General features: G+C 51.7%; 16 protein-coding genes and 2 tRNA genes. 8 read left to right on the forward strand and 10 right to left on the reverse strand.

The features are described from left to right. Positions 1-2: 2 nt before the first annotated feature. From QEH52_RS01975 to QEH52_RS01985, 3 genes are all read right to left on the reverse strand, one after another. Entirely contained in the window at positions 3-2216 is a 2214-nt protein-coding gene (locus tag QEH52_RS01975) for a TonB-dependent hemoglobin/transferrin/lactoferrin family receptor (RefSeq protein ID WP_308948283.1), read from the reverse strand. A gap of 22 nt (positions 2217-2238) precedes the next feature. Continuing rightward, positions 2239-3072 carry a hypothetical protein gene (locus QEH52_RS01980; RefSeq protein WP_308948284.1) on the reverse strand — a complete coding sequence of 278 codons (834 nt, stop codon included), beginning with the start codon at positions 3070-3072 and terminating at the stop codon, positions 2239-2241. A 122-nt stretch (positions 3073-3194) separates the two neighbouring features. Then, complete coding sequence (locus tag QEH52_RS01985; protein ID WP_308948286.1) at positions 3195-3950, reverse strand: hypothetical protein; 756 nt, start codon at positions 3948-3950, stop codon at positions 3195-3197. 252 nt (positions 3951-4202) lie between these two features. Between QEH52_RS01985 and hisD the strand changes: the two genes are divergently transcribed. After that, positions 4203-5498: a histidinol dehydrogenase gene (gene hisD, locus QEH52_RS01990; protein WP_308948287.1), complete on the forward strand. Its 1296-nt coding sequence runs from the start codon at positions 4203-4205 to the stop codon at positions 5496-5498. 476 nt (positions 5499-5974) lie between these two features. On the opposite strand, the gene QEH52_RS01995 is transcribed toward hisD, so the two are convergent. Then, positions 5975-6862, reverse strand: a complete 888-nt coding sequence (locus tag QEH52_RS01995; protein ID WP_308948288.1) for a nucleotidyltransferase family protein — start codon at positions 6860-6862, stop codon at positions 5975-5977. A 142-nt stretch (positions 6863-7004) separates the two neighbouring features. Between QEH52_RS01995 and hisC the strand changes: the two genes are divergently transcribed. Both hisC and hisB read left to right on the forward strand, forming a co-directional pair. Further along, on the forward strand, positions 7005-8096 hold the full coding sequence (hisC, locus tag QEH52_RS02000; RefSeq protein ID WP_308948290.1) for a histidinol-phosphate transaminase: 1092 nt from the start codon (positions 7005-7007) through the stop codon (positions 8094-8096). Next, positions 8078-8680 (forward strand): imidazoleglycerol-phosphate dehydratase HisB, encoded by a 603-nt coding sequence (hisB, locus tag QEH52_RS02005; protein ID WP_308948291.1) that lies wholly within the window; start codon positions 8078-8080, stop codon positions 8678-8680. Before hisC ends, hisB begins: the two co-directional genes overlap by 19 nt. A 256-nt stretch (positions 8681-8936) precedes the next feature. On the opposite strand, the gene QEH52_RS02010 is transcribed toward hisB, so the two are convergent. The 5 genes from QEH52_RS02010 to QEH52_RS02030 all read right to left on the reverse strand — a co-directional run bounded on the left by QEH52_RS02010 (position 8937) and on the right by QEH52_RS02030 (position 10815). After that, positions 8937-9012: transfer RNA gene (locus tag QEH52_RS02010), tRNA-Thr, on the reverse strand. A 20-nt stretch (positions 9013-9032) separates the two neighbouring features. After that, positions 9033-9105: transfer RNA gene (locus QEH52_RS02015), tRNA-Lys, on the reverse strand. A gap of 89 nt (positions 9106-9194) precedes the next feature. After that, positions 9195-9743, reverse strand: coding sequence for a DUF3106 domain-containing protein (locus QEH52_RS02020; RefSeq protein ID WP_308948293.1), 549 nt, complete (start codon positions 9741-9743; stop codon positions 9195-9197). Between the two features lie 3 nt (positions 9744-9746). Then, positions 9747-10181: a hypothetical protein gene (locus QEH52_RS02025; RefSeq protein ID WP_308948294.1), complete on the reverse strand. Its 435-nt coding sequence runs from the start codon at positions 10179-10181 to the stop codon at positions 9747-9749. A 64-nt stretch (positions 10182-10245) separates the two neighbouring features. After that, positions 10246-10815 (reverse strand): RNA polymerase sigma factor, encoded by a 570-nt coding sequence (locus tag QEH52_RS02030; RefSeq protein ID WP_308948295.1) that lies wholly within the window; start codon positions 10813-10815, stop codon positions 10246-10248. A 512-nt stretch (positions 10816-11327) separates the two neighbouring features. Between QEH52_RS02030 and QEH52_RS02035 the strand changes: the two genes are divergently transcribed. The 5 genes from QEH52_RS02035 to QEH52_RS02055 all read left to right on the forward strand — a co-directional run bounded on the left by QEH52_RS02035 (position 11328) and on the right by QEH52_RS02055 (position 18921). Next, the gene (locus tag QEH52_RS02035) at positions 11328-12410 is read left to right on the forward strand and encodes a ribonucleotide-diphosphate reductase subunit beta (protein ID WP_308948296.1); all 1083 of its coding nucleotides are present in this window, start codon (positions 11328-11330) and stop codon (positions 12408-12410) included. A gap of 127 nt (positions 12411-12537) precedes the next feature. Further along, positions 12538-15810: a ribonucleoside-diphosphate reductase subunit alpha gene (locus QEH52_RS02040; RefSeq protein ID WP_308948297.1), complete on the forward strand. Its 3273-nt coding sequence runs from the start codon at positions 12538-12540 to the stop codon at positions 15808-15810. An 86-nt stretch (positions 15811-15896) separates the two neighbouring features. Continuing rightward, positions 15897-17093, forward strand: a complete 1197-nt coding sequence (locus QEH52_RS02045; protein ID WP_308948298.1) for an nSTAND1 domain-containing NTPase — start codon at positions 15897-15899, stop codon at positions 17091-17093. 779 nt (positions 17094-17872) lie between these two features. Continuing rightward, the gene (locus tag QEH52_RS02050; RefSeq protein WP_308948299.1) at positions 17873-18703 is read left to right on the forward strand and encodes a GAF domain-containing protein; all 831 of its coding nucleotides are present in this window, start codon (positions 17873-17875) and stop codon (positions 18701-18703) included. A 14-nt stretch (positions 18704-18717) separates the two neighbouring features. Further along, positions 18718-18921: a hypothetical protein gene (locus QEH52_RS02055; RefSeq protein ID WP_308948300.1), complete on the forward strand. Its 204-nt coding sequence runs from the start codon at positions 18718-18720 to the stop codon at positions 18919-18921. Positions 18922-19059: 138 nt separating this feature from the next. On the opposite strand, the gene QEH52_RS02060 is transcribed toward QEH52_RS02055, so the two are convergent. Next, positions 19060-19578, reverse strand: a complete 519-nt coding sequence (locus QEH52_RS02060) for a transposase (RefSeq protein ID WP_308948301.1) — start codon at positions 19576-19578, stop codon at positions 19060-19062. Positions 19579-19803: the final 225 nt, after the last annotated feature.

Raw genomic sequence — 19803 nt, forward strand, 5'->3', positions numbered from 1 at the left:
GTTTACAGTTTGATATTGAGGGAGAGGAAGCCGTTTAGGCCTGGCTGCACGCTGTATTCGGAAGTCAGAGATTCGTGGTCCGTGCTGCTGGAACTGCTCCAGATCCAGTAGCGCTCATCGGTCAGGTTGCGTAGGCCGAAGTTGAGGCTGATGTTTTCGGAGAGGCTCCAATAGCCAGTGAGGTCGAGCACGAAGGAGGCGGGCGGCACGTAGTATGCGTAGTCACGTGTGGTGTCTTTTTTTTCGGCGCGATAGGTGCCGTAGAGTCGGAGCCCCCAGGGAGTTTCGGAGTCGATTGAGTCGTAGCCGAAATGCAGCACGGCTTCGAAGGGATCGACGGTATTTACATTGTCGTCGGTGGTTTTATTGTGTCCGTCGGCCCAGCTTAAGTTCAATCCTGTGCTATAGCCGCTAAAGGCATCGCTGATCGCGCCTAACTGATAGTCGGCACGTAGGTCGATGCCGTAGATTTCCACTTCCCCGATGTTGCGTGCTTGCTGGATTTCAGTCACGGGTGGCCCCGCTTCTTGTCCGATGGTCTCCAGCGAGATAAAGCCATCATAGAGCGTGTAGTAGGTGGTGAGCTCCAATTCCAGTGATTCACTGGCGTATTTGATGCCTAGATCGAAGGAATCGCTGGTTTCTTCTTCTAAGTTGGGATTTGGGATTTGGCTGAAATAGGCGCCAGTGGCAGAGTGATTGAAGAAGCCCACATAATCTTCTGCACTGGGGTTGCGGATGCCTTTGGCATAGCGGGCCCAGAGCGCGGTTGCATCGTTGAGTTCGTATTGGATGGAGGCACTTGGTGAGATGGAAAACTTACTATAGTCGGAGGATGCTTCGGGGGCATTCGTTTGGTTCAGAAAGTCGTCGCTATTGGCCGGTAGGATTTCGTAGTAGCCCAGCCGCAGGCCTGCTTGAAAGAGCCAGCGGTCCTTCGTCGTCAAGTTCTGGAAAAACAGGTCGTAGCGACGTAGGTCGGCTTCGTCGAAGGCGGGACGCTCGACCGGGTCGCTACCGCCCAGGGCTCGGTCTGTGCGGGTGAAGCTGTTTTGGGCATTTTCGGTCGAGCTCTCGATGCCATAGATGAAACTGTGCTCCATGCCGAAGCTTTGGTACTCTTTGGTAAACTGAGTCGCCAGGCCGAGAGCGCTTTGCGCAAATTGGATGTCGTCGGTCCGGTCGCGGGAGAGGATGTTGGCAAAGCGAGTTTGGGTATTGGTCTCGGTGTTGGTTTCGGAATACTGGTAGTAGAGCTTGACTGAGAGTTGGTCCCAAAGCGCATGCGCATTGCTGTCCTGGTATTCGATGCTGTAGCGCGTGCGGCTGTCGTCGGCGATGGTTTCTGCCAATACGGTTTGGAGTGAACTCACGCCATCGCCGTTGGATTTGAGACTGTCTAAATCGGTATCTTGCTCACGGTTGAAATGCTCTGCGGTGAAGGTCAGTTGTTGTGCCTCGTCCATGTGATAGCTAATCTTGCCCAGCAGGTGGTTACTCCATGAGTCGAGGGGGTTGGCTGCGATTTCACCTTTTTCGTTTTCTGTTTCCTCTCCGCTGCGCAGAGCGTTGCTGAGTGTCACATACCAGGGGCCTTCGCGCAGGCCGGCGTTGAGCACGTGGCTGAATTCGTTGTTGGCACTTTGGTAACCTAAGCGGTTATTGAGTAGCCAGGGCCGTTCGGAGGCTGCCAGCTCCTCTTCGAGCGAGCGTGTTTCAAAACTAACCACGCCGCCCATTGCGTCGCTGCCATAGAGGCTGGAGCCTGAGCCGCGAAGGATTTCAACCCGTTCAAAGATTCCGGGATCGAAGTAGTCTCGCCCGTTGCCGCCGGCACCATCGATTTGAGCGGGTTGTCGAATGCCGTCGATCATCAACAGCACGCGATTGCCTTCGACTCCACGCATACGATAGTTGGTGAATCCGCTGCCACGGTAAGGCACCAGTGAATCGCCCCCGCTGAATTCAAAGGGAATCGAAATCCCGGTTTGATAGCGTGCCACGTCGCCCGCATTGTTGACGCCTTCACGCGCAAAGCTGTCATAATTGATGGAAGTGATACTGCCCGGAGTTTTCATTAACTCGCGCTCACTGCGAGTGGCCAGTAGCGTGGTTTCTCTGAGTTGCTGTAAGGGCAGTTCTGGCTCCGTGGGCTCGCTGGCTGCCAAGAGTGACAGCGTGCCGAAGAGTAGGGCGAAGGTCGTGCGATGCATCATATGTTTGCCTGCTTGATTGCGCTTAGTTGGTGATGATGATCGAATAGAAGCGTTGTTCGTCTTCGCTGCTGTCTGGGTCGATGATCTGCTGGAGGGCACCGTTGCCTGCGATGAGTGTGCCGAGGTCGTTCCAGTTGTTAACGGTTCCAGCGCTAGTCAGGTCGTTGGTCCATTTGATTTGGTAGTAATTGCCCGAATAGGTCGGGAAATTGAGTGCGATGTCGTCGTCCACGATGGACGTGGTGACCTCGATTGGGACGATGGGCTCCGGCTCTGTTACTAATGTGGCGGTACTGGTATCGATACGAACTTTGTCCAAGCTGGTGTGCACGGCCAAACCGAAGTCGATCTGATAATCGGTGACGATGTATTCGCTGAGATCCCAGAAAAAGCTAAAGACGGTGATCTCGATGTCACCTTGTCCTTCGATATAGATCGTGCCATCCGAGGCATGGTTGGAGCTATCGGCTGCGATTCCCGTTTCGCTACCAGTCATTTGGAGCAGCGGCTCTAGATTGAGGAAGTCTTCGCTGCCCCAGATGACGAACTGTAAATTGAGCTGTCCTAGATCATTGGTAGAACTGCCATAAATTGAAAATTTGGTATCCAGCGAATAGCTGTAAATATTAAGTGTCGAGGAGGGGAAGCCAGCTCCCGTGGTTTCACTTAGGCTGCCGTTGGTCCCGTTGGCGACATCGGGTGTGGCGTTGTTGGTGGTGATGAAATGCTCCCATTCGGAGTATTGAGTGATGCCATCGTAGTTGGGCTCATCGAAGTCTGCCCACTGGGCATGGAGTGTGTGTGTCGCTATGCTGGCAGCAGAGAGTAAGCATCGGATCTGGTAGGATATTTGCATCGTGCAACTTCGTTTAATGGTAGTCGAGTGGTGTGAATTCTGTAGCGCCATTCAAACAGCCAAGAAACACCGGACCTCTCGGTCCGATGCCTCAGTGCTGAAGAAAACTGTGTGCGCTTGAGCTACTGGATACGCCGGCGGCGTGTGACGCAGCCTGCGATTGCTGCGATTCCTGCGAGCAATGCAAAGTTGCTCGCTTCTGGAATGACTGAGCCCGCTAAGATGGCTTCGCTGCTGTCGAGTTGCAGTGCATAAGTTTGAGTGTGCGCTGCGACATCGTAGCTGATGACGTATTCACTAATGGTGTCGCCGATACTGCTGAGGTCCCATTGGAAAAGTATATTGGAGGAGTAAATCGTTTCGCCTCCGAATTCATTGGTGAAGCTTCCGTTTGTAAGTGCAGTGTAGTCGGCCGTGAGTGATTGGCTGCCGCCGTTGTAGCTGAGTGTGGCGACGTAATTTGTCCAGTCGTCTTGTAGGCCTGCATCAAATTGGAAGATGACTGTGTTCACGTCGTCCAAGCTATCGACGGAGCTGCTAATGCTGAAGCTGCCAGTATCCGAAGAATAGATACTAGTGTTGCCTACATAGCCGGCGCCCGCAGTTTTACTATAAGCTCCGTTACCTGTGGAGCCACTGGTGTTGGAGTCAATCGCATCGGGCCATGCTGCGTAGCCGGGGTAGCTGCCGCCGTAGCCAGCAATGTCAGTATTGGTGGAGTTTAGATTTTCCCAGCCTTCGTATTCACTGTCGGCGCTGTTAAACGCAGAGATGTCGGAGGGAGTTCCAGCGCTTGTCGGAATGCTATTGATTGCATGGGCGCTGCTGCTGATCGCGATCAGGGCGCTTGCTAGTTTGAGTAGGTTTGTAGTCATCATTGATTTAACTTTATGTTTTCAGGAATGCCTCGCTGAGCTGGTAGGGCCGCGGCGTTGCAAAACAATAAACTAGCATATTGATCGCTTTAAAAACTACTCCGGCACGGAGTAAAAAAGCCCCATATTTGAAATTTGGGAGATTTTTATCCCTAGTAACTGGCTTTGGGCGGGCCGGATGAATGGAAGTCGTTGGGATATTTGTTAATCTGAATTCTTGCGATCTTTGTCTCGAAGTGTTCCTCTCGCGTGATTATGCAAAAGATCGAATTTTCCGATACGCCCAAATTTCAACAAGCCCTCAGAACATTCTGCGAGCAGGCGATCGTCGCAGGAGATGTTACCGATGTGGTTTCTGCGGTGCTGGCTGAGGTGCGTCAGCGTGGGGATGCCGCAGTGCTCGATGCGACTAAGAAATTCGATGGGGCACAACTGAAGGCCAATCAGATGCGAGTCTCTGCTGAGGAGCTGAAGGCGTCGGTCAAATCTCTGAGTCTTGCCGATCGTAAGGCGATTCGCGAATCGATCGCACTGGTTAAAGAATTTCATAAGCAAACACTGCCCAAAAACTGGAAAGCCAAAAACGCACAAGGCGGGATCGTGGGGGAGCGCTTTTATCCGATCCAACGTGTCGGCCTCTATATTCCTGGCGGAAATGTGCCACTGGTGTCGACGGTCGTGATGACAGCTGTCTTGGCCAAGTTGGTCAAGTGCCCGGAGATTGCGGTCTGCACGCCGCCGGATGCGGAGGGGCAAATCGCACCTGCGATGTTGGCGGCGCTTTCCATGATCGGGATCGACGAGGTTTATAAAGTAGGGGGCATTCAAGCGATTGGTGCTATGGCGTACGGCACTCAGACGATTCCGGCTGTGGATAAAGTGTTTGGGCCGGGCAATGCCTTCGTGATGGAGGCCAAACGTCAAGTGTTGGGCACCATCGGGATCGATTTATTACCAGGGCCCAGTGAAGTGATGATTATCGCGGATTCCGGAGCCAATCCGCAGCATGTTGCGGCCGATTTGCTGGCGCAAGCGGAGCACGGGAGCGGCAAGGAGATCATTTATTTCGCCACCACCAGCAAAGCGCTGCTCAAGAAGGTAGAAAAAGCCATTGCGCAACAAATGCCGTCGCTGACGCATGCGGAGAAATGCGCCAAGGTGCTGGAGGGGCGCTGCCTGGCGGTCACTTGTAAGAAATTGTCTCAAGCTGCTGAGGTGGCCAACTATATTGCCCCCGAGCACTTGGAGCTGCAGGTTGCTGACAAATCCATCGAGCTGCTGAGTAAGCAAATTACGACTGCGGGAGCCATCTTGCAGGGCTATTTAACACCGACCGTATTGGGTGACTTTACGGCGGGTCCCAGCCACACGCTGCCGACCGGCCGTGCCGGACGCTTTTTCAGCGGCTTGCAAGCCACTGATTTTATGCGTCGTTCCAGCACCGTGCGTTATAATGCCAAGAGCCTAGCCAATGCCGCTCCGGTGGTGGAGACCTTCGCACGTCTGGAAAAACTCGACGCGCACGGTAAGTCGCTAACGATTCGTCTGTAACGGGTGGCGGGGCTCTTTAGACCCCGTTTACGTTCGGTCGGGTTTGGTGGTCGAAGACCGTTTGGAACCGAGGCTAAAGCACTCGGCTACGGTCTTCATGGTTGACGCTCCGCCTGTAACGGGTGGCGGGGCTCTTTAGACCCCGTTTACGTTCGGTTGGGTTTGGTGGTCGAAGACCGTTCGTAACCGAGGCTAAAGCACTCGGCTACAGTCTTCATGGTTGACGCTCCGTCTGTAACGGGTGGCGGGGCTCTTTAGACCCCGTTTAGGTTTGGTCGGGTTTGGTGGTCGAAGACCGTTCGGAACCGAGGCTAAAGCTCTCGGCTACGGTCTTCATGGCTGACGCTCCGTCTGTAACGGGTGGCGGGGCTCTTTAGACCCCGTTTAGGTTTGGTCGGGTTTGGTGGTCGAAAACCGTTCGGAACCGAGGCTAAAGCACTCGGCGACGGTCTTCATGGCTGACGTCCGCCTGTAAATTAATAAACACCGTCGTCGGTGAGCTTTTGAATGCTGGCAACTACGCGGGCCTTGTCGTCGGGGTAGGTGACGCCGAACCAGGGGCTCTCGGTCTGTAAGACCGGGCAGCGGATCGCGCCCTCTTGAATCAGGCTGTCGACTAGGCTGGGTAGGTAATACTCCGATTTCTCTTCGTGACCACGCGCTTGTAGAAAGGCTTCAAAGCCGGCTTCCAAGTGTTCGAAGATCGCAGGTGTGAAGCCCCAGAAATTCATCGAAACGACAGCTTCCGGTGACAGCGACACGCGTTCGTCGGCAAGGTTGATGCCGCGTAGCTCGCCGTCGGCGTCGTGGCCGATCGCTGTGTATTCTTCGACACCTTGTAAATTGTCACCGTCGAGCGAGCAGATCCCGCGGTTCACGGTGCCGTGTGGTGAGAGCGTATTGCGCAGGATGTAGCCGACCATGCTGGCGCTGAGTTGCTTGGGGTCGGTCGCTTTCAGTTGTGCGGCCATTTGCGCGTAGGCTTCGCGCCCGTAAAAGTCGTCCGCATTGATCACTGCGAAGGGCTCGTGGATGCAGTCGCGCGCTGCTCGCACCGCGTGCGCCGTGCCCCATGGCTTGCTGCGGCCTTCCGGCGCACGATAGTCGCCCGGGAGGTCGTTGAGGTCCTGAAAGGCATAGCAGACTTCGATTGTATCCGTATGCTTCTCGCCCACTTGCGTGCGAAAGGCGTCTTCAAAGTCCTTTCGAATGACAAACACCACTTTGCTAAAGCCCGCGCGGACCGCATCTTGCACCGCGTAGTCGACCATGGTTTGGCCCGACGGCCCCATGGCATCGAGTTGTTTCAGTCCGCCGTAGCGGGAGCCCATTCCGGCCGCGAGTAGTAAGAGAGTTGCTTGCATCAATGAGGGTGATAAGTGCCGTGCGTGTGTCTGACAATTCAAACCTAGTAGATTATTCTGGGCTCCTTCGGTGTATTTCGCACAGGAAGATGGATATTCCGATTGAATCTGCGCGGCGAATGGTTCTTCTATCTATTATCTAATGAAGAAGACTTTTGATGCCCTGGACCGTGCGCTGCCGCACATACAAGATTTGCACGCCTACGTGCCCGGCGAACAGCCACAAGGGGAGGGCTGGGTGAAGCTTAATACCAATGAAAACCCGTATGCGCCTTCACCGAAGGTGGCCGATGCGATTGCTGCCCAGCTTGCGGATCTACGTAAGTATCCAGAGCCGGTCAGTGCCAAATTACGTGCAGCGATTGGCCAGCGCTTTGGGCTGGAGCAGGCCAATGTCATTATTGGCAACGGCTCTGATAATATCCTGGATTTGATCACCCGCTGCTTTGCTTCGGCTCCGGGCGCAGGGCACACTGTGCCGAGTTATTCACTCTATCCTGTGGTGGCCGGCATGTCGGGGCAGGGCCTATTGGATGTCTATTTTGATCGTTCCATGCAGCTGGATGTCGACGCGATGGCAGCGACACAGGCAAAAGTCTTCTTTCTGACCAATCCCAACGCGCCGACAGGTGTCGCTTTTCCACTGTCGCAGATCGAAGCAGCCCTTCAGGCGATTGATGGCCTCTTAGTCGTGGACGAAGCCTATGTCGATTTCGGCGGCGAGTCCGCGGTCACGCTGCTCAAGGATTATGAAAATCTGGTGGTGGTGCGTACCTTTTCCAAGTCCTACGGCCTCGCCGGCATGCGTGTCGGTTTCGCCATGGCTGCGGCGCCGATCATTGGTATACTCGACCGCGTGCGCGATGCCTATAATCTCGATCGCATCGCACAAGCCGCCGCCTTGGCTGCTTTCGAGGATGTCGATTACTTCGAAGTGCAGCGCCAGAAGGTGATGGCCACCCGCGAAGCGACGCGTGCACAGTTGGATGCCTATGGTTGGTTCACCTATCCCTCCGCGACCAATTTCCTATTTACCGAGCCTAAAAACGCCGCCGGAGAGTCCAGCGCCGAAGTGGCCGCGGATCTGTTCGAGCATCTCAAATCACAGCGCGTGCTCGTGCGCTATTTCCCCTCGCATCCTTTAACTTGCGCTTTCATTCGAGTCAGCATAGGAACAGATGCAGAAATGAAGGCATTCTTAACCGCCGTCGAATCATGGCCGAACCACGCATAGCACAACTCACCCGCAACACGAAAGAGACTCAGATCCAAATGGAGCTGAATGTCGATGGCTCCGGCGTATCAGAAATTGATACCGGGATCCCGTTTTTCGATCACATGCTCACGCTCTTTGCCAAGCACGGGCTCTTCGATCTCAAGGTCAAAGCCACTGGCGATCTTGATGTGGACTACCACCACATGGTAGAAGATACGGGCATCGTGCTGGGGCAGCTCGTCAAAAAGGCACTCGGCGACAAGCGCGGCATTCGCCGCTACGGTTTCTTCCTCTTGCCGATGGACGAGTCGCTCGCGCGTGTCGTGCTGGATCTTTCCAATCGCCAGGCCTTCGTCTATAAGGTTACCTATCAATTCCCAATGGTGCGCGATTTCAATATCGTGCTCGTCAAAGAGTTTTTCCAAGCCTTTGCCAACGAGGCTGCCTGCAACCTGCATATCAACCTAGAGTATGGCGAAGAGCCGCATCACATCGCCGAGGCTATTTTTAAAGCCTTTGCACGCGCGCTCGATGTCGCGACTTCGGTCGACCCCCGCATGGCCGACGCCCTGCCCAGCACCAAAGGTACGCTCTCTATATAGGCCGTACGTATTTCGGTAATACCAGGGCAAGCGACTTCTTTTCCGTAGGATGACGGCGAAGCCGTTGTTTGCGTCGTGTTTGCTTGGATGTTTTTGAGTGCTCCGTCGTCTACACGGGCGGTTCGCCCGCGTTCTACATTTTCAGGCTGATGTAGTGTCTGGCATTCCGTAGCACGACGGCGAAGCCGTTGTTTGCGTCGTGTGTCGCGTCGTTGCACAAAAAAAGCCCTAAGTCGTTAAACTTAGGGCTTTCAAATGGAGCCACCTGTCAGAGTCGAACTGACGACCTGATGATTACAAATCAACTGCTCTACCAACTGAGCTAAGGTGGCCTGGTATAAAAAACTGTGCCTACTGGATCGGGGACTCGAACCCCGAACCAATTGATTAAGAGTCAACTGCTCTACCAATTGAGCTAATCCAGCAGGTGTGTCAGTGACGTTAATCGCTAACGAAGATGCGGAGACTGTTGCTGAAGTTCGGTCTGTCAAGCCATCGATTCATTTTTTTTAATTTATTTTTCCGAACCGGGTTCAGGGGGTCTGGGGCCCTTGGGTGGCTTGCCGGGAGTTGGCAGGAATCCTTGCTCTTTAAATAAATTGATGCGTTCTTCCTCAGGGGTGTCGTGCAGCTTTTTGCGCCAGTTGCGACGTTCTTCGGAGCTCATTTCTAGCCAGCGTTGATGCATGGCGTCACGTGTTTCGGGATCGATTGAATCGAAATGTTTCCGCATGGCTTCGAGTCGCTCGGGTCTCATCTTGTCGAGTTTGCTGATGCGTTCGCGTAAGAGTGCCTTTTCCTCTGGAGTCATGCGCTCTATGCGCTCGATGGTTTGGCGTAATGCGGTGAGTTCTTTTTGCTCCATCTTTAGTAGATGGTGCAACATGCGGGTTTCGTTTTGTCGATCTTGTGGGGGGCGTGGCCCCGCCTGTGGGCTTGGCTCCGTATTTGCTGGCGGGTTCTCTAATGCATCTGCGGCTGCGGCGGCTGCATCTGCTGGGGCCGCGTTGAGGGGGGCGAGGCAGATGAGTGTGAGTGCGAGGAGTGTGCTGACTGTTTTCATTGTTTAGATCTCCAAGTAAAGTGCATCGAGTGTGCTGAGTAGGTTCTGCGTGCCGAAGTCGGTGGTGCTGAGCGTGGCTAGATTTGCTAGGCTTTCTTCCAGCATGAAGATTTCTTGTGCTTCGGCGGCGTTGATGGCTGCTGCGCTGGTGCTTTGGCTGTTGTTGGCTGTTGTCGAGCTTGCGTGGCCATTGATGGCTTGGGCATCTGGTTTGATTTGCAGTAGGCTGAAGGTGAGCGCTACGGCAGCCGCCAGTGGGAGTGCGAATTTAATCAGTTTGCTGTAGGGCTGTTGCGGCGCTTGTTGGGTGCTCGCGTGTTCGGCATCCGCCTGCGCGAGTACGCGTGCAGCGAAATCGTCGCTGGGTTTCAGCGGGCGGCTGGCGAGTAGTGCGTCAATCTTTTGATCGAGCGGGTCGCTGTGGTGGTTCGGTTTCATGGTGTTGCGGGAGCTTGCTTAAATTTTCTGACTTTGTTTTTGAATCCTTAATCTTATATCAAAATTACACGAGACTCTTCAATTCTTGGCGTAAATGGGTGCGTGCGCGGTGGATCCAGGTTTTGACGGCGCTCACACTGGCGTCGAGTGCTTGTGCGATCTCGTCGTAGCTAAGGCCTTGTTGTTGTAGCATTAGAATGGCGTTGCGCTGATTTTCTGGCAGTGCGGCCAGTGCGCGGTGGAAGGCTTCTTCGATTTCGCGGCTTTGGTCGTTTTCTTCGGGTTGACTTTGCATGAAGTATTCGCCGGGGTCGACAAATTCAAGTGGACGACGGGCTTTTTTGCGGTAGCCGTCGATGAGGCGACGCCGGGCGAGGGTGAAGATGAAGGCGTTGAAGGTGCCCTGTGCTTGGTAACGTGTTGCTGCGCGATTGAGCTCGATGAAGGTCTCCTGTGCGAGATCTTCGGCATCGGCACGATTACCAGTGGCGCGGTAGAAAAAGTTAATGAGGCGTGTTTGCCAGCGTTCGACGATTTGGGCAAAGGCGGCGCGGTCGCCATTGGCAAGCGCGCGCAGGCATGCGCTGTCGATATCTTCTATGGGCTGGCTGGGGGCTGTTGAAGTGGTATGCATATCCCGAGAGCGTGGGGTGAATTGCTCGACCCATGCGGACGGTTTGAAATTTGTAAGAGTTGAGGCCATGTGTAGAGATTAAATCGAGCCTGCTCTTAAAAAGTTGCAGTGAATTTTGTGGCAGTTTTTTGCCTTGAATGCGCTATGCTTTTATAAATCAGTTGGATGCGGTTTTGCGAGCGAGTTTTGTCGAAATTTGTTTACTAAAAGTGCATCGTTGCTTTGCTTGCGGCCTGAGATTTGCTCTCACCACTAAATATGTTCGAAAACAACTTTCTTACTAGATATAGGGGTGCTTCTGCGCAATTTTACGATATATTGTGTCCTTTGTTGACAGGATCGATTTCAATTCCCATGCTCCGCGCTTCATTTTAGCGCCGTCCATTAGCTCGGAGGCACTATCTTGCTAGCTTTCAACACCTTCAGTTCTGGCGTCAGCTTTTTTCCGCTCTGGGCGGTTTCGCAAGCGCACATTTTTTTAATTTATTCTCTACACCTACGCATACTTATCCATGGAAAAAACCTACACAATCGGTGATAAAACCTTCGTCCTTGACCAAGCCAAAGCTGAAGAAGCTTTTGCGGCCAAAAAGATCATCAATGGTAAGGACACGATGTTCTTTAATATCCTGCCGCTCAAATACCAGTGGGCCTACGATCTGTACAAGACGATGAAGAATAATCACTGGGAGCCGGAGGACATTCCTATGCAGAAGGATGTAGAGCTCTGGCGCAGTAGTGAGCTCTCCGATGCCGAGCGCTGGATCATTAAGATGGCGATCGGCTACTTTTCTGCGGCCGAAGGCATTGTCGGGGACAATGTGCAGCACGTCACGCGCGAGTTGGTCACCGCTCCAGAGCTCAAGCTCTTGCTCGGCCGCCACGCCCATGAAGAAAATATCCACGCCGACTCCTTGGTCTATATGATCAGCTCGCTCGGAATCAACCCGCACGAGTGTGAGGCGATGTTCGAAGACATTCCCACCATCGAGAAAAAGACTAATTTCGTGGTCAGCAATTCGCGCGCGCTGCGTCGCGACATGGATTTGACCACCACCGAGGATAAGCAGGCTTTCACTAAAAACCTCTTCCTCTTTGGGCAATGCATGGAAGGCACGCAGTTCTACGGTCTTTTCGGCATGGTGCTCTCGCTCTATCGTCAGAACAAGTTCCCTGGTATCGGCCAAATGTTCCGCTACACCCTGCGCGATGAGTCCAACCACATCGAAGTATTCCGCAACTTGATCATGGACCTGATCGAAGAGAATGAGGACGTTTGGACCCCCGAGTTTAAGGAAGAGCTGCGCGACCTCATGCGTGAGGCCGTCTCGCTGGAAAAGGAATTTATTCGCGACTGCCTGCCTGTGAATTCAGTTGGCCTGAGCGCGGACGAGTTTTGCCAATATATTGATTACATCGCCGATCGCCGCCTAGAAGACGTGGGTCTTAAAGCGATTAGCTCCGGCACCGAGAACCCATTCCCGTGGTTGGCCGAAATGATGGATATTAAGAAGGAGCAAAACTTCTTCGAAGGCCGCGTCACCGAATACCAAAAGGCTTCCGCCCTCGGTTCGGTCGACGACGACGAGCTTTAGTCTTCCTTCCTGAATAGGAAATTCTACTACACAGGGCGCGCTCTGCCGTGCGCTCTGTTTCCCCTATACCACTTGGCACACTTCCGGGCCTCACCACGCCTGCTCATCTCTACACAGACACTATTTCATGATACATAAACTCTCCTTCGAAGAAGACCTGGAGCTTAAGCGCTTCGCCTCCACTCCTAAAGAAAAGAAGCCTCGTTTCGAATGGGCTACCGTGCTCGGCGAGGACCGTCTGCAACGCCCGGAAATCAAAGTGGATGCCGGCGGCTCGGAGCGTGATTTCGATCTCGCCGAGATTGCCGATACCATTGGTAACGCGCTGACCGACCTGTTGCTCTCGCGTCAGGAAGATGAAATTTTCACGGAAGTGAACCGCAAGTTTGTGGCCAACGTCGCCAAGAGCGTCGGCTCCGTGCTGGCCACTTCGATCGAGCAGGGCAGGGCGCTCAAGCTCTCCACTCACGACGTGCACTTGCTGATTGAAAAGGCGCTGATCGAAAACGACGCGCACGATGTGGCCCGCAGCCTCATGTTTGGGCGCAATACCTCCGCGCAGAATGTCGAGCGCGAGCCCGTATCCATCCGCTTGATCCGTCGTAATGGTCAAGTGGTGCCCTGGAGCGAAGCCAAGATCGAGATCGCAGTGCGCAAGTCCTTCCTAGCTTTGCACCTCGATTCCGAGCCAGCCGTCGAGATCGCCCGCGCGGTGACGGATCGCTTGGTCGCCAGTGGACAAGCTTTCATCAACATCGAAGACGTGCAAGACGCCGTGCAAGAGGAAATGATGCGTCAGGGCCACTTCAAGGTTGCCGAGTCCTACATTCTCTACCGTGCCCATCGCACGCGCGTTCGCGATGAAGAAGGCATTCCTGCCGTGCCTGAGTCGCAGCAAGAGTCCATGATCGTTGTCACCGAAGCCAACGGTGAGAGCACTTTCTGGGATGGCATCGACCTTAAGCGCCGCATTGACTACGCCACGATCGGACTCGATCTGAATATCACCTCCGACGTGATCGAAAAAGAGCTTCGCCGCTCGCTCTATCCCGAGATGAAGCGCGCCGATCTGCAAAAGACCATCATTCTCAATGCCAAGAGCATGATCGAGAAGGATGCCGACTTCGCCAAATTCGCTGGCCGCATCCTGCTCACTTACATTTACGAAGAAGTTCTCGATTGGGAAATCGTTCGCGATGGTGTCGACAGCCTCAAGGAAGCACACCGCCGCGGCTTCAAGCCCTACTTGAAGCGCGCGATCGAGATCGATCGCGTCAATCCCAAGCTGCTCGACTTCGATATCGATCAGATCGCGTCCTCACTCGATCCCTCCGCGGACTTGGATTTCGATTACCTCGGCGTGCAGACCATGTACGACCGCTACCTGATCGTCGATAAGACTGCCAAGCAGCACCGCCGCCTGGAAGTGCCACAATACTTCTGGATCCGCGTCGCCATGGGCCTCTTCCACCACGAGAAGGACGACCGCGAAGGCTACGCCCTGCGCCTCTACAATCTCTACAAGAGCCGCCGCTTCTGCTCCTCCACGCCCACACTCTTTAACTCCGGCACACTACACTCGCAGCTCTCGTCCTGCTACCTCTACAAGGTCGACGACAGCATCGAGTCCATCATGCACCGCGGCATCGCTGACAACGCCTTCCTCTCCAAGTGGGCCGGCGGTCTCGGTGGCTCCTGGACCGCAGTGCGCGGCACCGGCGGTTTCATCAAAGGCACCAACGGCGAATCACAAGGCGTCATCCCATTCCTTAAGTTGCACAACGACCAACTCGTCGCCGTCAACCAAGGTGGCAAACGTCGCGGCTCCGGTTGCGCCTACCTCGAAACATGGCACAACGACGTCGACGACTTCCTCGAGTTGCGTAAGAATACCGGAGACGACCGTCGTCGTACCCACGACATGAATACGGCCAACTGGATTCCCGACCTATTCATGAAGCGCATGGAAGCCCGTCAGCATTGGACACTCTTCCGCTCCAACGAATGCCCCGACCTGCATGACCTCTACGGCAAAGCCTTCGAAGAGCGCTACTGCGAATACGAAGCCATGGCCGAGCGCGGCGAAATTTTCGGCCAGAAGCGCCCCGCGATTGACCTCTGGAAAGTCATGCTCCGCATGCTCTTCGAGACCGGTCACCCATGGATCACATTCAAAGATCCCTGCAACATTCGCAGCCCGCAAGACCACTGCGGCGTCATCCACAGCTCCAATCTCTGCACCGAGATCACGCTCAACACCAGCGCCGAAGAAACTGCCGTCTGTAACCTCGGCTCCGTCGTGCTCGACTCTCACCTCGACGCCGATGGCAACCTCGACCACGCCAAACTACGTGAGACGATTAGCATCGCCGTGCGTGCCTTGGACAACGTCATCGACATCAACTTCTACCCAACCGAATCCGCCAAGACAGCCAACAGCCGTCACCGCCCGATCGGTCTCGGCGTCATGGGGCTGCAAAACGCACTCTATAAGAAAGACATCGCCTTCGCTTCCCCAGCCGCCGTTGAGTTCAACGACGAGTTCATGGAAGCCATCGCTTACTACGCCTACGAAGCCTCCTCCGAGCTCGCAGCCGAGCACGGCACCTACAGCACTTACAAAGGTTCCAAGTGGGACCGCGGCCTGATGCCACAAGACACCCTCGACCTGCTCGAACAAGAGCGCGGCGAAAAAGTCGAAGTGCCCCGCGCCGGCAAGATGGACTGGATGCCACTCCGTGAGAAGATCGCCAAGAACGGCATGCGCAACTCCAACGTCCTCGCCATCGCGCCCACAGCCACCATCTCGAACATCATGGGCACCACGCCCTGCATCGAGCCCACCTATAAGAACCTCTTCGTGAAGAGTAATCTCTCCGGCGACTTCATCGTGCTCAACAGCGAGCTCGTTCGCGACCTCAAGAAGCGTGGCCTCTGGACTGCGAACATGCTCGACCAAGTCAAATACTTCGACGGCGAGCTCGACTCCATCGAGGGCGTACCACAAGACCTGCGCGAAAAATACCGCACCGCCTTCGGCATCGAGTATAAATACTTCGTCGACGCCGCCGCCCGCCGCCAGAAATGGATCGACCAATCCCAATCGGTCAACCTCTTCATCGCCTCGCCCGACATCAAGACACTGTCGCACATGTATCGCGACGCCTGGCGCAAAGGTCTCAAGACCACTTACTACCTCCGCAGCCTAGGAGCTTCCAACATTGAGAAAGCCACCACCAGCGTGAAGAAAGAGGTGAGAGGACGCGCCGGCCAAGCCGCCACTTCGACAGGCTCAGGGCAGGCAGTCGCTGAGGGCAAGAAGGAGTTCACCGCAGCGGAAAAGAAAGCCTGCTCCCTCGAAGCCATGATGAACGGCGAAGAGTGCGAAGCCTGCCAATAAATTAACGACAAGGGCCGCCCAAGAGGGCGGCCCTTTTTGCCTACAATCAGCACAGACCGATTATTAATTCTAATTCACATAAAACTATGAACGCCTTAAAACGACAAAAGCTTAACGAAGCTTTTTCTCCTACTGCGCCAATACAGACGATGGACCTCTTTCTTGGCCGCTTAAATCAGCTTGGAGATATAGTTGATACTGTAATGGAGCGAGGGCAGCACTTTGTGTTGTTTGGTGAGCGTGGCGTTGGGAAGACATCTTTGGCAAATATTATGCCCTTTGTGTTGAAGGATATACTAGTAGCTAAAGTGACTTGCAGTAGGTCGGATAGCTTTCGAGTGATTTGGGAAAAAGCGCTTAATAAGGTTAGATTTACGCAAGCGAGTTATGGAATGGGCTTTCACGCTGAGAAGCAGGAAAGGGTTGTACAATTAGACCTTTTTCTTCCCGATAAGGATGACATTAGTTCTCTAGACGTTCAAAATACTTTAGAGTCAGTAAATAACAACTTGCTTTTCATTTTTGACGAGTATGACTCGATCGCCGACCCTTCAGTCAAAGGAATGTTGGCTGATACAATAAAAAGCCTGTCTGACAATTGTAGTCATGTGACAACAGGTTTAGTTGGTATTGCTCAGAATGTTAACGATTTAGTCGGAGAACACCCGTCTCTTGAGCGATGCCTAAAGCAAATTCAGATGCCTAAGATGTCCCAAACGGAGCTTGCATCAATTATAGAGAAAGGGCTCGATATTGTAGGTTTAGAAATGGAAGAAAGCGTTAAAGATCACATAATTGATTTTTCTCTGGGTTTTCCGCATTTTACACATTTGCTCGCTAAGCATTCATGTATGAACGCTCTGAATAAAGAATCGGAAAGGGTGGTGGTCGCTGATTTTAATTCTGCAGTTAAGCGCAGTCTATCTGATGTAAATCAAGTTGTTGTCGATCTGTTTAGGAGAGCCACGCATTCTAACAATAATGATACTAAATTTCTAGATGTTTTAAGCGCTTGTTCCATTGCTGATGTTGATGAGTATGGAACATTCACCAACGCAGATGTAGTAAGTTCGTATTTAAAAGTTACAGGAAAAGAAATACAGTCACAGTCTCTTAATTATAATCTAAAAACATTGTGCCGGGAAGAACGTGGCCCTGTTTTGCTTCATAATCAAAATACCAAAAGACGCTACGGCTTTATTAGTCCTTTACTTAAAGCCTACGCGAGGCTCCATCTCTATGATTCAGGCTTTGATGAACAGCAATATTTACAGCTCAAGTGAGTTGTGATTAGAATACTCAGTAAATTTAAATCTGAGATGTTTTGGCCATATCGTGAAAATCAGAAAGCTGATTTTTCGACGAATTAATCGAGGGACCTTCTCGGGGAAAATTAATTTATAGCCCGTCTCAAGCCTAGCCATCGTGTTGGCCTACTAAACGAACGTCTAGAAGTTAAAGGGGCATAATAACTAAATTTGGCTCTCATACCCCAAGTTTGTGTCTATAGATTTTGGTGCGAATAGAACACAATAGGAACGGACGATGCCGACGGTAAGCTTTCAACCCGACCTACATCTAGCATTTTTTACTGGATGGGCCGGAAGAGTATCGATAACAACTAGCCTTGTTCGTGCGTTTTGATTATTTGTTCAGTCAAAGCGGACTAAAAAGGAGGGCTTCAATTTGAGTCTAAAACTCGGGGCATGCACTACTTTTGTGGTATGGGTTGGCTTGATTCCTTTTATGAAGCCGTTCTAGGGCGAACGATTGCGCTCGTATGAGCTCGGTTCATTTTAAGGGCGATGTGAACTGTGTTGTTTGATTCTAACTATTTGTAAATATTCTATGAAATGACTTGCCGCGCTAGAGAACGAAAGCACGATTCCTTGGCTTTACCTCAGATAACTATACCCGTATGAAATGCTATAAACAAATTAAGGCCACAGTAGATGTACTTGAAGGTGATTCTCTAACAAAATGGTCACGCATCACTCTATTATTGTTTAGTTCGTACCTAGTCGCCCAAAAATTATTTGGATTCTCTGTTCACGAAATAATAATGAAACAAACAAATGGTCAAGTTGATCTCCATGGCATTGGCATTGTATACTATCCAGCATATGCACTTTATTTTTTTGTGGTATTAAGAGAGCTAATATTGATATCTTTTGAGCATAAGATTCGGCGTATAAAAGAAGTTGAATCTGAAGATGCCACACCGATCGCATGCCTATGTGCTACTAATCAAGAAATTGAACAATACATTAAAGAATTAGAGAAATCTGACGTTTTAAGGCAACAATTTCAAAACTTCCACAATTTCTCCGAAGGGATAGACCTTATTGCGAGCTCAATGGGAAACGCGATTAAAGCATTTTTGGACGAACAAAAATTAAAGTCTAGAAAAACATTCATATCAGTATATGAAACTGCAGCGTTGGAAACTTGCGATCAGGCAGATCATTCAATATTAACTTGGGTATGCCAATATCCACGAAAAGAAGATGATATTGGAACAAAAATTGTTGAAACCACGTCTACACACGCTGGGTTCGCTTGCTCTACAGTTTTTCACGAAGATAAAAAAGTTTGCATATTTGATGCGAGAGTTGACGATACCTACATTATTGATGGAGTTGAGAGAAGAAAAACAATCAGACACTATATTGGTATTCCGATCTCTATCCTTGGTAAATGTTACGGTGTTGTGAATATAGAATTCCATAAAAAAGAAGTATTTAGCGATGAGGATGAAATGGCTGATTTTTATAATCAACATTTAGCCCCATTTCGTGTACTTTTGGAATACCAATTACTTAAGAAAATATTCTTTAAAAGACTATATAGTAAATGGATTCATACTTCTCTCGATGCCACACAGGACGCTTAACTAGAAAGAATCATATGACTGCTAAAAAAGATTTAAATAAAATTATCGCAGAAAGAGAGAAACATCAGAAGGCGGTGCGGCACGCTACTGCTACTAGACTTCAGGCGATTGGCAGGCAAATATCAGAAGATAGATCACCAAGCAGCTTTCTTTACTCTCGGGATTTACAAGGTAAATCAAATAGCAATCTTGCCACATGTTGTAATTTTGCGGGTTAAAATGTAGCACGTGGATGTGTCCTGAGAAAAGTGGACATGTGATTCTCTTTAAAAGGGCTCAAAAAAGGGTCAGGGCTCAAAAAAGGGTCATGTCGTTATTTTGGGCTCAAAAAAGGGTCATGTCGGAATGGCACGGACTTAAGCAGCTTTATCGATAGTTTTTGCCTTAGGTTTTCCTTTGTCTCTACGTGATTTTGAGACCTTAAAATCGTGTCGGTGGCACATCAGTCTCTGGAAGGGTTTGGGTCTTTTTTTGAGTGCTCTAGGTTCACTACGATTTTCTCTTAATGGCACCTTTTCGTCGGCGATAATCAGGAGCATTTCATTGATGATTCGGTTGCGTGTTCGAGGAGTATCTTTTGTGGCATAGATGACGTAGGAAAACTGCCGGAGCGTATCGACGGTTGCCTTAAAACTCATGCGCGTGAGATCACATTGATAAAGGTTCGCGGCCTCCTGCATCAAGGCGCGGATCAGATTGTGAGCGATGATGAACATGCGCAGTTCCTTACGCACCATACGAGGAGTTTTGCAGCGCAGCATCTCCATGCCCATGGTGGTTTTAATGTGACGAAAAAACAGCTCAACCGACCAGCGTCTAAAGTAGAGTTCGGCTAAATCATCCACGGTGTAATCCGGCTCACAAAAAAGGGTCATGTCGTTATGTTTGCAATGAGCTGTAGGAATGTCGCCTCATTGTGATTTCCATTCTGTTTGAATAGGCCCACATAGCGACTGACCGCGTGGGGGACTCCCATGTTAAGCTGATCTGCAATCCATATGGCTCAAAAAAGGGTCATGTCGTTATGTTTGCAATGAGCTGTAGGAATGTCGCCTCATTGTGATTTCCATTCTGTTTGAATACGCCGACATAGCGACTGA

It is taken from the genome of Thalassobacterium maritimum, assembly GCF_031127805.1.
GTDB classification, from domain to species: domain Bacteria; phylum Verrucomicrobiota; class Verrucomicrobiia; order Opitutales; family Coraliomargaritaceae; genus Thalassobacterium; species Thalassobacterium maritimum.